Source organism: Bacillus rugosus, assembly GCF_023238245.1.
GTDB lineage: Bacteria > Bacillota > Bacilli > Bacillales > Bacillaceae > Bacillus > Bacillus rugosus.
Map to the genome: position 1 here is coordinate 2,062,167 of NZ_CP096590.1, position 12,616 is coordinate 2,074,782.

The 12,616-nt window shown below is 38.6% G+C and carries 14 protein-coding genes and 2 pseudogenes; 5 read left to right on the forward strand and 11 right to left on the reverse strand.

All coding sequences use genetic code 11. The features are described 5' to 3' along the window. Positions 1 to 20 precede the first annotated feature (20 nt). On the reverse strand, positions 21 to 719 hold the full coding sequence (exlX, locus tag M0696_RS10080) for an expansin ExlX (protein WP_222142965.1): 699 nt from the start codon (positions 717 to 719) through the stop codon (positions 21 to 23). A 252-nt stretch (positions 720 to 971) separates the two neighbouring features. Next, a complete protein-coding gene (locus M0696_RS10085; RefSeq protein WP_166852305.1) occupies positions 972 to 1,649 on the reverse strand; it encodes a YoaK family protein in 678 nt (225 codons plus the stop codon). 159 nt (positions 1,650 to 1,808) lie between these two features. Between M0696_RS10085 and M0696_RS10090 the strand changes: the two genes are divergently transcribed. Continuing rightward, entirely contained in the window at positions 1,809 to 2,846 is a 1,038-nt protein-coding gene (locus M0696_RS10090; protein ID WP_248602740.1) for a polysaccharide lyase family 1 protein, read from the forward strand. A 242-nt stretch (positions 2,847 to 3,088) separates the two neighbouring features. On the opposite strand, the gene M0696_RS10095 is transcribed toward M0696_RS10090, so the two are convergent. The 3 genes from M0696_RS10095 to M0696_RS10105 form a co-directional block, all read right to left on the reverse strand. Beyond that, positions 3,089 to 3,862 (reverse strand): acetoin reductase, encoded by a 774-nt coding sequence (locus M0696_RS10095; protein WP_248602741.1) that lies wholly within the window; start codon positions 3,860 to 3,862, stop codon positions 3,089 to 3,091. A gap of 252 nt (positions 3,863 to 4,114) precedes the next feature. Continuing rightward, positions 4,115 to 4,546, reverse strand: coding sequence for a hypothetical protein (locus M0696_RS10100; RefSeq protein WP_222142968.1), 432 nt, complete (start codon positions 4,544 to 4,546; stop codon positions 4,115 to 4,117). Between the two features lie 154 nt (positions 4,547 to 4,700). Then, on the reverse strand, positions 4,701 to 5,417 hold the full coding sequence (locus tag M0696_RS10105; RefSeq protein ID WP_222142969.1) for an NPP1 family protein: 717 nt from the start codon (positions 5,415 to 5,417) through the stop codon (positions 4,701 to 4,703). A 253-nt stretch (positions 5,418 to 5,670) separates the two neighbouring features. Here M0696_RS10105 and M0696_RS10110 point away from each other — a divergent pair, with 253 nt between their 5' ends. Beyond that, positions 5,671 to 6,354, forward strand: coding sequence for an SOS response-associated peptidase (locus M0696_RS10110; protein WP_222142970.1), 684 nt, complete (start codon positions 5,671 to 5,673; stop codon positions 6,352 to 6,354). Between the two features lie 394 nt (positions 6,355 to 6,748). Here M0696_RS10110 and M0696_RS10115 read toward each other — a convergent pair whose 3' ends face one another. From M0696_RS10115 to M0696_RS10125, 3 genes and pseudogenes are all read right to left on the reverse strand, one after another. Further along, positions 6,749 to 7,051, reverse strand: coding sequence for a hypothetical protein (locus M0696_RS10115; protein ID WP_166852287.1), 303 nt, complete (start codon positions 7,049 to 7,051; stop codon positions 6,749 to 6,751). A 319-nt stretch (positions 7,052 to 7,370) separates the two neighbouring features. Next, positions 7,371 to 8,502: pseudogene (locus M0696_RS10120) on the reverse strand (oxalate decarboxylase family bicupin). A gap of 81 nt (positions 8,503 to 8,583) precedes the next feature. Continuing rightward, complete coding sequence (locus M0696_RS10125; RefSeq protein ID WP_166852284.1) at positions 8,584 to 9,069, reverse strand: DUF4944 domain-containing protein; 486 nt, start codon at positions 9,067 to 9,069, stop codon at positions 8,584 to 8,586. A 254-nt stretch (positions 9,070 to 9,323) separates the two neighbouring features. Between M0696_RS10125 and M0696_RS10130 the strand changes: the two are divergent. Beyond that, positions 9,324 to 9,579, forward strand: a pseudogene (locus M0696_RS10130) (hypothetical protein); the annotation flags it as partial. A gap of 108 nt (positions 9,580 to 9,687) precedes the next feature. Here M0696_RS10130 and M0696_RS10135 read toward each other — a convergent pair. The 3 genes from M0696_RS10135 to M0696_RS10145 all read right to left on the reverse strand — a co-directional run bounded on the left by M0696_RS10135 (position 9,688) and on the right by M0696_RS10145 (position 11,470). Beyond that, positions 9,688 to 9,882 (reverse strand): hypothetical protein, encoded by a 195-nt coding sequence (locus M0696_RS10135; RefSeq protein ID WP_140393587.1) that lies wholly within the window; start codon positions 9,880 to 9,882, stop codon positions 9,688 to 9,690. 129 nt (positions 9,883 to 10,011) lie between these two features. After that, entirely contained in the window at positions 10,012 to 10,506 is a 495-nt protein-coding gene (locus tag M0696_RS10140; RefSeq protein ID WP_166852281.1) for a hypothetical protein, read from the reverse strand. A 49-nt stretch (positions 10,507 to 10,555) separates the two neighbouring features. Continuing rightward, positions 10,556 to 11,470 (reverse strand): VanW family protein, encoded by a 915-nt coding sequence (locus M0696_RS10145; protein ID WP_166852278.1) that lies wholly within the window; start codon positions 11,468 to 11,470, stop codon positions 10,556 to 10,558. Positions 11,471 to 11,826: 356 nt separating this feature from the next. On the opposite strand from M0696_RS10145, the gene M0696_RS10150 reads away from it, so the two are divergent. Both M0696_RS10150 and M0696_RS10155 read left to right on the forward strand, forming a co-directional pair. Then, on the forward strand, positions 11,827 to 12,309 hold the full coding sequence (locus tag M0696_RS10150; RefSeq protein WP_222142972.1) for a DUF2975 domain-containing protein: 483 nt from the start codon (positions 11,827 to 11,829) through the stop codon (positions 12,307 to 12,309). 10 nt (positions 12,310 to 12,319) lie between these two features. Next, positions 12,320 to 12,535 (forward strand): helix-turn-helix domain-containing protein, encoded by a 216-nt coding sequence (locus tag M0696_RS10155; protein ID WP_166852272.1) that lies wholly within the window; start codon positions 12,320 to 12,322, stop codon positions 12,533 to 12,535. Positions 12,536 to 12,616: the final 81 nt, after the last annotated feature.

Here is a 12,616-nt window from a genome sequence, read left to right on the forward strand (position 1 = left end):
GGTCCGCTGTTTCGTATTTTTCATTCGGGAAACTGTACATGGCCCGGCACTGTATATGCATTGGACGTTCCGCTTTCAGGAAGCTTCGGAATGGTGTCTTTCACAACTTTACCGCGGATGTCAGTCATTCTGACTTTCAGAGAGCTTGTCCCTACATTAGTGCTGACAAAATGGTTATAGTCCATTTTCTCCATGTTAATCCACTTACCATCCTTTTCATATTCCATTTTCATAACAGGATACTTGTGATTTCTGATTTGGATTGCAGCCCACCACCTGCTGCTGCCTTCTTTGATCCGGTACGTGAAATTTCCGGCGATAGGTGCTTTGACAACACGCCATTTAATATTAATTTTTCCGTCTTTCATATTACCGATTTTACGAAAGGCATTAGGTGACAGATCAAGAGCTCCCCGAGCGCCTTCAGGATACAGATCGGTAACGTAGACAATTGTTTTTCCTTTTGGCCCTTCGACTTCCAAGTAAGAGCCTGCAAGTGCCGCTTTCACTCCCCCGTAATTGAGATCTGCGGGATTTATTGCCGTAATCTCCATGTCGGAAGGTATGGGATCCAGCAGAAAAGCTCCCCCTGAATAACCTGACCCTGTATACGTTGCATAGCCTTCATGCAGGTCGTCATATGCTGCCGAAGCTTGCGGGGAAAAACAAAGGATCATCAACAAAACCACACCAACAATTGCACTGATATTTTTTTTCATACATGTCCTCCTTCACCCAGACTTCAAATGAGAATCATTATCATTGTAAGACTCAATCCATCTGGTTTGAAAGAGGAAATAGATTCATAGATGATTTTAAGACAGATTCACTATTATTCATATATCAAAGGAAGGGTTTTTATGAAAAAGCCAATACAAATGAATGAGTATGCACATCAGCCGAATTACTTGTTTATGCTGAGCTATTTTTTCACATCGCAATAAACCTCGTAACAGCTAAGCAGGAGACATTTATTTTTTCCCGCTCAGTTTCAACTTAGCTGTCATCATGATGCCAAATATCAGCACAATCGGAACCCAAATGATGATGTCATAAAAATCAGGCTCAGCTAAAGCTACAATAATGGCCCCCACACAATATAAGATAATAGCCAGCGCCCTTAACACAGCATCTCTTAAGAATGTCTTCGTCTGCTTCTTAAAAAACAAACGGCCGGACAAATCCTCTAAAAGAGAAGCCAATGTTCCTGTCAACACAGTTGAAGAAATACCTGCGACCCCGAGCTTTTTGGCTGCTATTGTTTGAATCCCCATGGAAATGCTCAAGAGAATAATAAGGATGTATACAGGAACAAAAACTGAATAAAAAGAAAGACAAGCAAAGACGAACAAAATGAATGCTTCAAGTGCCAGCGCTTTTGTCACAGCAGAAGGCCAAAGGGTATTTTCTGCCTTTCCGACCATCAGTGTTGAAATCATTACGCCGCATATAAATCCGATTAGCGCAGTCAAAGAATTAAAAACTGTGACTTGAAGAGATTTGCCGATCGCTAACCCAAATAATACAATATTTCCAGTCATATTCGCTGTGAACACATGTCCCAGGCTTAAATACCCGATTACATCCACGATTCCAGCTGTTAAACATAGAAGTGAAAGCAAGGTGTTTCGATAAGCTGCTGCAGTCAACGGTGCATCAACCCTTTCTGATTGTTAGTGTGTCTTTTAGCGCAATCTGTATTTTAAATAATCCAGCATTAATTAGGAAGATTGAACCTATCATTCCTTTTTATTTACTGTAATAATAATCCTTACGAGGAAACTATTACATTTGAAAGGAAGCATGCAATGAAACGATTTTGTTTATGGTTCGCTGTGTTCAGTTTGTTATTGGTTCTCTTGCCTGGTAAAGCGTTTGGAGCTGTCGATTTTCCAAATACCTCAACGAATGGCCTTTTAGGATTCGCTGGAAATGCTAAAAATGAAAAAAGCATTTCTAAAGCGAGCACAACTGGGGGGAAAAACGGTCAGATTGTTTACATTCAAAGCGTAAATGATTTAAAAACCCATCTAGGAGGATCCACTCCGAAAATTTTAGTGCTTCAAAATGATCTTTCCGCATCTTCGAAAACAACAGTTACCATTGGCTCAAATAAAACACTCGTAGGCTCTTACGCGAAAAAAACGCTGAAAAATATTTATTTAACCACTTCATCTGCCTCTGGAAACGTCATTTTTCAAAATCTGACATTTGAACACAGTCCGCAGATTAATGGAAATAATGATATCCAGCTTTATTTAGATTCCGGCATCAACTATTGGATTGACCACGTCACATTCTCAGGCCACAGCTATAGTGCAAGCGGTAGTGATTTGGACAAACTCCTGTATATCGGAAAAGCAGCAGATTATATTACCATCAGCAACTCAAAATTCGCAAATCATAAATACGGTTTGATTTTAGGATACCCAGATGATTCGCAGCATCAATATGACGGCTATCCCCACATGACAATCGCCAACAATTATTTTGAGAACTTGTATGTAAGAGGCCCGGGTCTCATGAGATACGGATACTTTCATGTTAAAAACAATTACAGCAACAATTTTAATCAGGCGATTACGATTGCTACAAAAGCAAAAATATATTCCGAATATAATTACTTTGGGAAAGGCAGTGAAAAAGGCGGAATCCTCGATGACAAGGGCACTGGTTATTTTAAAGATATAGGCAGTTACCCGTCTCTCAACAAGCAAACCTCTCCGCTGACTTCCTGGAATCCCGGATCTAATTACAGCTACCGTGTCCAAACGCCGGAGTATACAAAAGAATTTGTCACAAAATATGCCGGATCACAAAGTACAACTCTTGTATTTGGCTACTGACACAAAAGAGGCCTGCGTAAAAAACGCCGAGCCTCTTTTTATACTTATAGGCTATTTTTAAGCGACCTTATTATACTCCATCAAGTCAAGGGCCAGTCAAATCATTCTTACCAAAAGCGTATTTTCTTTTTCACAATAACTTTTCAACCTGTTTTCTTATTATACCAGTTTTTCGCAACTAAAATGAATCCATATGACATTCAACAAAATAGATTCTTCTTTTTGAATGTCATTTGTTTTTATCATCTATAAACTAGACCGCCATCAGTTAATATCGCTTGACCGGTAATGTAATCTGAGGCATCTGAAGCTAAAAATGATACCAAATTAGCAACATCGTCAGGTGTTTGATATCTTTTAAGGGCTATTTCGGAAGAAAATTTTTCAAAAGCTTCCCCTGGCTGTAAATCATCACTGTGTTTTACCATTTCTTCATCAATTCTGTCCCACATTTTCGTTTTTGCGACTCCGGGACAATATGCATTCACTGTTATTTTATACTTCGCCAGCTCTTTAGCAGCTGAATGTGTAAAAGACTTTACCGCATGCTTCGTCGCTGAATATGTGCCAAGCATTTCAAATGATTCGTGACCAGCTATACTGCATGCGTTAATGATTTTGCCGTTAGTTTTTTGTTTCATAAACTGGTCAGCGGCTGCTTGAGTGCCAAAGACAACTCCATTCACGTTAACCTGAAATAATCTATTCAACTGTTCTTCGGTTATCTCCAAAAATGGTGAAACAGCTTCAATACCCGCATTGTTTACAAAAACATCCAAATGACCAAATTGCTCTACTGCTTCTTTCACCAAATTGAATTGGTCATCACGTTTCGATACATCACCTTTCACTCCAATCACATGAACGTGTTTCTTTTTGAAATCTGAAACAGTTTCCTGCAGCATTGCTTCATTGATATCATGCAGCACTACACGAAAACCATCTTTACATAATCTCTCTGCGATGCCCCTTCCTAATCCTCCTGCAGAACCCGTAACTATCGCTGTCTTGGACATAAACATTCCCCTCTCGCAATGAGTTATCGTGACTATATATTTATTTTAACAAATCATCTTTTCTCTACATCATTTAAACTGCAGAGACAAAAGAAAAGAAAGCTTGGCTCTAAATTTTTTTGCCCCCGCCATAGATACCCATATCAGAGTTTTCTACGCATAAAAAACAATTGATCAATGCCCTTTTCATTCTTATCTTTAGACAGTAAAAAAAGGCCCCGTTTTTGATCGGCCTTCACATTCAAACTTTTATCAATATTCGTATACATTATCAAACTGATAACCGTATAAACCTTTAACTTTAACTTCTCCACAGTTCTGACCTTTCGTTAACTCTAAATAATGATTTTTGTACGGCATCGCTTCTGCTTGATCAGTTGCACTGAAATCGAAATGGTTGCCTGTGAAATCTTTCTCACTTAGCGTGATTTCATTTCCTGATAGAGACAGGCGAAATATTCTAGCATGAAGCGTGCATCCTTCTGCATCAAAAATTGTGAATCGATATCCGAACTGAGACGGAAACCTATTTGGATTTGACTCATCGGACATCATGAACTCTTTTTGATTTTCTGTCATCGTAAAACTTACTTTTTCCTCATTTTTCACAATAGCTGCTGAAGCATTCCCTGCATGGATTGTCATCAAAAACAAAGCTAAGATTAACATTAAAAACTTTTTCATTTTGTTTCCTCCAGCCTTTTTATTTCAATATATTGGAATTGGGAACTTTGATCAATATAAACTTTAATAAATAAGTCTTTGGGGTCAGTTCCTGCATCCTGTCATGATAACGCTGAACCAATCTAATGACTGATCCAGCACCATACTTCATGAATTATCTAAACCATGCCTTTTCTAAATGATTCATGAAATTAGGATCATTAAAAGGGACATTCGCTTTATCGAAATCCGTTGTATTTAAAGCATTCCTCGCTGCCGGAGTTAAGTCTTCCCACCCAATTAATGGCTGAGTGCCCCCTACTTGATCACTAATATGTAATGCATGATTTAATGGCCATGTGTTATCGTAGGCAATTAAAGGATGTGTATCCTTCATATTCCTTTCATTTGGTTGAACATTTGTAAACTTTCCGTGTCCAGAGTATGCAATTGACAAAACTTTAGGATTTTGATTAGCCGGATTGTCGATCCAAACTACGATTCCTTCCCAGTCATGTCTATGCCCCAATCTTGGGGAAGCCTCATCCTTCGGAAAATACCAAGCATACATCATTGCCCACACATCGTTGTACCAGGTTGAACGTGAATAAACTTGTCCAGTATGTTTGCTGCAATGCCCTTCAGGCGCTCCAGTCGGCTCTAACCCGCCACTCGTATTGCCTTGTGCATCTACTGCCGGAAAGGGTACACAGCCGCTATAAACCTTCAAATACGGCTGGAACCGTTTCGCGGCTTTTTGAGAAATAGTGGTTGGGGTAACTTCATTGAACCCTACTACTTTGTCATGATCAATGACAGCAGCATCAACTGTTGGAACTAAGCTGATAAAAACGAAAAATGATATCAAAACAGCAAACCCAATTTTCTTCATTTCACTTTCCTCCTTATCGCATTAGTGTTGTAAAATCTATGCTATAAAGTTATTATACAAATAATGGAATATCCATTCAATCAAGTTTACAGAATCTTAAAATCAATAAACATAATTTGTACAATTGTTCTGACACTCTATTGAATAAACGTTCGTCCCGCATTCCTTCTTTCCCATCGACCATTTCGCATTTTTGATTTTCATGTATCCAGCCTGTACAATATTCAAATAACCCAAAAAAAGGATGATGAACATGTGCGGCAGGTTTACTTTATTCTCTACATTTGAAGATATTATTGACCAGTTTGACATCGATCAATTTTTGCCTAAGGACGAATACCATCCAAGTTATAATGTCGCACCATCACAAAACATCCTGGCAATCATCAATGATGGAGCAAATAATCGCCTCGGCAAACTTAGATGGGGTCTTATTCCTCCCTGGGCCAAAGATGAAAAGATCGGCTATAAAATGATCAACGCTCGAGCTGAAACAATAACCGAGAAACAGGCCTTTCGGAAACCGCTTGTCAGCAAACGCTGCATCATTCCAGCCGACAGTTTTTATGAATGGAAACGGCTTGATCCCAAAACCAAAATTCCGATGCGGATCAAACTGAAATCATCCGCTCTTTTTGCGTTTGCCGGCTTATATGAAAAGTGGAAAACACATCAAGGGGACCCTCTTTACACCTGTACAATCATCACAACTACGCCTAATGAACTCATGAAAGATATACACGACCGAATGCCGGTTATATTGACTCATGATCAAGAAAAAGAGTGGCTGAATCCTCTAAATACAGATTCTGATGATCTGCAAAGCTTACTGCTGCCTTATGATGCTGATGACATGGAAGCATATCAGGTTTCACCTTTAGTGAACTCACCTAAGAATAATTCACCTGCGCTTCTTGATGTACAGAATCGTGTGTAGTGATGAAGCTACTATAATAAGATTATGTAAAAAGCTTTGTTTCTTAGTGCAAATCCACTCTAGTTATAATGAATATTTAGTACATAGATCAATTAGGTCGTTTTATGCGGCGGATTTAAAATAATAATATTATGTAAACTATATATAAGAAATGTAAACTCCTTCAGATGATAGGGTTTACATTTCTTATTACATCTTAATCCTTTGCAGAAAAAGCAAAGTGTTTTGTAACATCTAGAATGAAAATCGCTTTACTTTTCAGTTTTATCGTAAAAAGAGCTGAAACACATTAAACTTATGAAGCCTGCAGCACCTATGATTGTAGATATGATATAAGTCCATGTGGGTAAATTCATACACTTCACCGCCTAAGAAATACATTATGATTTTGCCTTCAATTAAGGTCTTCTTCTTTCTTTTTCTTTTCAAGTTTAATACCTATAAAAATGTTGATGATTGCAGCTGGGAGATATAAAAATCCTACTCCCATAATGCCTGAAATTGTGCTTAAGCTTACTATGAAACTTTTTGTCATAACTTGACTGTCAATCAAAATGAGAAGTGTAATCAATCCAGCTAAAACACCTATAAACCAAGCATTACCAACAGCATAAGAATCATCCAGCACTCCTAGCCATTGCCCCAATATTGAGGTTCCAATAGCAGTAAAACTGGATATGAAAGTGAGTGCTTTCATTCCCGCCCCCCGTATTAAAGCCAATCTCATTTTACGTAATCAACTGATTGAATAGATAAAGATAGGCTATGAGATTTTTTGTTATAGCAAAATCGAATTTTGAAAATTGCTATAAATGACCAACTAGAATGGTTATCATTTCCACACAAACATTTTAAAGCTCATCACTATACTACGCAAGCAGAAAAACCCTACATAACGTATACATAGGGATTAAATTACTGTTTATTGTATTCATGAAATACGCATGACCAAATTCTTCCTTATTACAGTTTTTATCTTAATAATATGAAAGCTGTTGTTTGATCGGTTACCTTCTTTACGTGCCGGGATATTTGACAACAGGGACCTTCTTCTTACGCAGAGAATCGAGCAATACTGATCCTGCATTCAAGTTACTTTGCACTAATTCTTTAGGCGTCAATGCCATCCACTGGTTAAGTGACACATCTGCATAGCGGTCACTTTTGAACATTTCTAAAAACCATAACGTTTCTGTACCAGTGTTTTGTATATAATGTCCAGCATTAGAAGGCACGTATCCAACGTCGCCTGCTCTATAATCAAATGTGCGGGCAGTCCCATTCCCGATAAATACTGTCATGCGTCCCTGTCCTGTCAGATAATACTGCCACTCATCGCTATTGGGGTGCCAATGAAGCTCTCTCATCGCGCCAGGCTCAATCTGAACAAGTGCTGCCGCTATGTTTTTAGAAATCGGGAAGTTAGAAGAGTCTACAATTCGTACGCTCCCACCCGGCGTTTGAATGGGGGTTTGATTCAACAACTCATATTTGAAGGGCAAGGGGACTTTCCCGTGGGGTGACTGAATGTCTTCACTGTCTATTGGTCCTGGCACATTCCCTTGATAGATATAGACTTGTTCTGAAGGAAGAGAGCGGCGTGTGTGCAAACCAATCTGAAATGGTTAACGTTGAAAACTCAGAAAAGTTTCCATCATCAAAAACGAGGAGAAATTCGCAGTGTTCCAACCCTTGAATAGAATGCGGAATTCCTGCGGGAAAGTACCATAGATCGCCAGGGCCAACATCAGCAATGAAATTTCGCCCCTCTTGGTCAACAGCGGTGATACGAGCCCGTCCCAAAAGCATATAAGCCCATTCCGCTTGTTTATGCCAATGAAGTTCGCGTACTCCTCCCGCAGTTAAGCTCATATTTACTCCTGCAATTGCAGTTGAAATCGGAAGCTGCCTGACGGTGATTTCTCGTGACCAGCCGCCGTGATCTAATTTCATGGGAGCATCTGAGAATGAAAATCTCAAATTAGGAATCATACCTTCGTCTGTAACAGGCGGAACAAGTATATTTGGATTTTGAATATCCCGCATCATATTTCGCGGACCCGCATCAATAGCTCCAGCTCCATCACTTCGAATAGGCTGCGGCACGTTTCTGTCTTCATGATTGATTGGTTGTTTTTCCAATAGCAAGCACCTCTTTAGAAATGAACAAGACTTTATTCCAGCCTATGCATGATCTTATATGGTTGTGCCTAGAATTCAGCAAATAAGCTATCTTTTATACCATGGCTTCTTATGTAATATGATTTCTTCTGTCTGTTTTTTCTGACCTGTCTTCCACTCTACTTTCACTAATACATCATGTCCTATCACTTCATCTTCAGGCATATAATCAGAGGTAGCGATGTGGTCCTCCATGTGTCCTCCACCTGGCATTTCTTCACCAGTGTATTCTGATAAGTCGTACTCATTTATGTTGTCATCTTGATATTTTTTGCCATCTACATACAGAGTAATTCTTTCAACAACAGTCCTTTTCTCGTCTTTCTTACTCCCCTGCCAATACAAATTTAGAAAGTAATTAGGTCCAATTGACGTCTTGTCTGATTTTTCAAGGTTAGAAACCCACAGTCCGCTTCTTCCGCTGCCCTCATATTTCACTTTGTTTCCTGAGATCATTACAATGATTGCTACGATGCAGATGATTAACAATACAGCAATTATCAACTTCCATTTAATGTTGTTCTTTTTTCTCATGATTTTCCTCACTTCCCTCATACTTAGTAGGAAAATGGGGTCAAAATGTTACTGATAGAGAACTTAAATTAAAGCGTTACAGGGACAAGATTAAAACTTATAACATGCTCTTTAATGCATGTTTTGTTTCATTGAGTCAATTACCTTCAAAATGATTACATTCTTTAACAAAAATACCCTATGACTGTGATAATATCTTTGTGAGATGAATTTGGAGACAGAGAGGTTTAGATGAGCAAGATTGCTTCAGAAGTTGCGATTTTGAGTTTGGCTACAATGGGGATCGTGATGTAAGAATAGGTTATTTTCACTCCGGATCATTTAATTGAGGCGGTATTTCAATTGTATCGCAAACAATGGATTGAGTCCGGGATGAAAATTGCTCATCCTGAAAATATACTAGAAGAATTAAAAAATGGGGGTTGTTTAAAATTTGAAGTTCTGTTGAAACAATTGAAAAACCTAAATCTCGACATAGAGAATTTTGAAATTAACGGCTTTAATGAATAACTGGGGTGCTTTTTTTGCTTTTTCAAAGGTGTAACAGTCTTTATCTTTACAATGTCAGGCTAAAATGCGCAGGAAGTGATTCAACTGCTTGTTCAATTCAATACTTCTCTATTCGTATTCAATAAAGACTTTGTGATCGTCGACAAACATTTCACTTCCATCAGATAAGTGTATCCAAAAAGCTTCTTCTGGTTCTTCTCTATAGTCAAAAATTGCAGTAACTTTGACGTTTGACTCATCTTTGATTGGTTTTCCAACTGTTATTTTCGTTTTTTCCTCTGGCAAAGTAATGGATCTAATCATCAAAACCATCCCATCTTATCAGTTTTACTCTCCCTCTTCCCTTTCTTTGCAGTATGCTTAATGGTGATTCATCTCATCTATATAAGAAATATGAATATTTTATTTCTAGGACTGGCAAATTTATAACGCCTAATTAACGCCATCTTCAGTGAATTTAAATGTCTGTTTTAAATGGCGTCCTTCTTGCCCCTTTTGCGTCCATATAATAACAACTTCTAATTCAGAGGCTTTATCTGCCAGCATAAAATGCTTGAACCTCAACGGCGAGCCATCGTTTAAACTTTCAGCTAACGTTTTAGCATCCTCTTTATGTTTTACACAATTTTCATCGGGGCATCCAAAAAGTGAAAACCTTGTGATTGAATCAGGATCATTTCTATACAATTGCACATCCACCGTAGCTGCTTCTTTCCCAATATTTCTGACTTCCAAGGAATAAACATTATATTTCCCTTTCTTAGGTGCCGCAAATTCCTTTGCATTTTTTGCTTCACTTACTTCTACTGACCACTGTTCTGTTTTCTGTGTAATGGGCAACACCGTAAAAGTAAGGGCGTGCGCTTTTGATTGAACAAAAGTAAACGCAAATAATATTACATATAAGAAAAATAATACCTTCTTCACTTCATTTATCCCTCCTTTCTTTTTCATTCACTTGTCCAATAATGGTATCCTATTGCCGCTCGGCATTTATTTCTTTCGGTATTTGAGATGGGGCTTTAGGAACTTTTCTCAGTTGGTTATTGACCACATCAGAAGAGTATAGTGTAACAACCATACTTCCCCCATGCTGCTTTGCCCGGATTAGAATTGGCTGGTTATATTGATTTTCAAAGCGAAAGTCAGGACCTCCCCAGCTTACTGTAGCATCACGTCCAGGCGGAACATACGGCACGCTTCTTGTATGAGAATAGCGCTGAACGATTCGCAGCCCTGCGCGATCGACTGCATTAAATAGTGTAGATGATACCTGGCAAATTCCTCCGCCTACACCTTCAGACAACTCACCTTTTACGATAATGGGCGCACTCTTGTATCCTTTGTCCCGAGTTCTCATTCCGACAACCTGGTTAAATGAAAATGTCTCATTAGGGAACACAACATGATTGTCAATCGCTTTGGCAGAAAGAGAAATATTATGTGAACGGCTTTTATTATTCGAATTAAAATATGTTACGTACTGACCGAGCCGCTGGGTACTGATGTGAGCAAGCATTTCGCTGTCCACTTTCGGATAAATGTTCAATTCCGGCACTTCTACCTTGGAGGGGCCTTGGCCATAGAAATAAGCATAAAACTTTGCCATAAATGCCTGTTGATACAGTTTGTAACCAACCCTGCCCGGGACGATGCTTCCCTGTTCGTTAAGCACAGCATTTTTCGGCTCCCGGTAAATTTGCCGATCCAGCTGTTCGATGAATTTACGGTACTTTTCATGGTCAATCATCGGGGTACCGGGAAGAGGCATTGTGAAATTTTCACGGTTAACAGTAGCAATCGTCCTTCCTTGCTGTGTGACCGTTAAGCTGTCAGGCGGCCCGCTCGGTTGAGCCAATAATAAAAGACCAGTGATCCAAATTTGTATCATAAGTCGGTTTACCTCCCGACCATTAGTATGAACAGCAGCTTATCCTTTGATGTATTTCTTTCCATCGTTTGTTTGAATATGTAGATTCACTTATTTTTGAGCAATAAAAAAACCCTTCAAGATCAAGTTCACACCAATTCCCCGAGCTGACTGAAGCACATGGTTCAATTCGTTTGCACAGGTTTAAACATGATAGAGCATCTCCCTGGAATGAGAAATGCTTTTTTTGTCTTATCCTAAAATGAAAAAGATCCCTTATAACAACAATAATATAATTCATTTCAATACTTTTTTATTGTAAAACGATAAATATCGTGTTACATTCAGAATGACAACAAATCAGTGAGGTGCTTTTTATGAATCGAGTCTCAACACTATTTTTAAAGATTTCCGTTATTCTTATTGGAATTCCGATTCTGGCTTTGTGCATTTTTGTGGTGCCTAAGATAGCCAATTATGCAGCAGAATTATTTCCTACTATCGTTTATATGAAATATCTTATTTTCATCTATTTGTATATGACGGCGATACCCTTTTACTTTGCTCTTTATCAAGCTTTCAAACTTTTAAGCTATATTGACAAGAACAAAGCTTTCTCTAAAATTTCCGTAAAAGCTTTAAGGAATATAAAACACTGTGCGGTCACAATCAGTATCTTATTTGCAGCAGGCCTGCCGGTCTTTTATCTGATGGCCGAGATAGACGACGCCCCGGGTATCATAGTCATCGGATTGGTCATTATTTTTGCTTCAATGGTGATTGCGGTCTTTGCTGCTGTTCTTCAAAAACTCTTAAAAGAAGCAATTGATATAAAATCAGAAAATGACTTAACAGTCTGAGGTGATGAACATGGCAATTATTATCAATATTGATGTAATGCTTGCTAAAAGGAAAATGAGCGTAACAGAACTTTCGGAGAGAGTCGGCATCACAATGGCTAATCTTTCCATACTAAAAAACGGAAAAGCAAAGGCCATTCGATTATCAACCTTAGAAGCAATTTGTAAGGCTCTAGAATGTCAGCCCGGAGATATTTTGGAATACCAAAGTGAAGAAGACACATAAAAAAACAAAGTGATTTGGTGGTGATTCTATGGACGTAACCCTATCTCCATTTAGCTGCTATACGAAGCGTTCCTTACATAT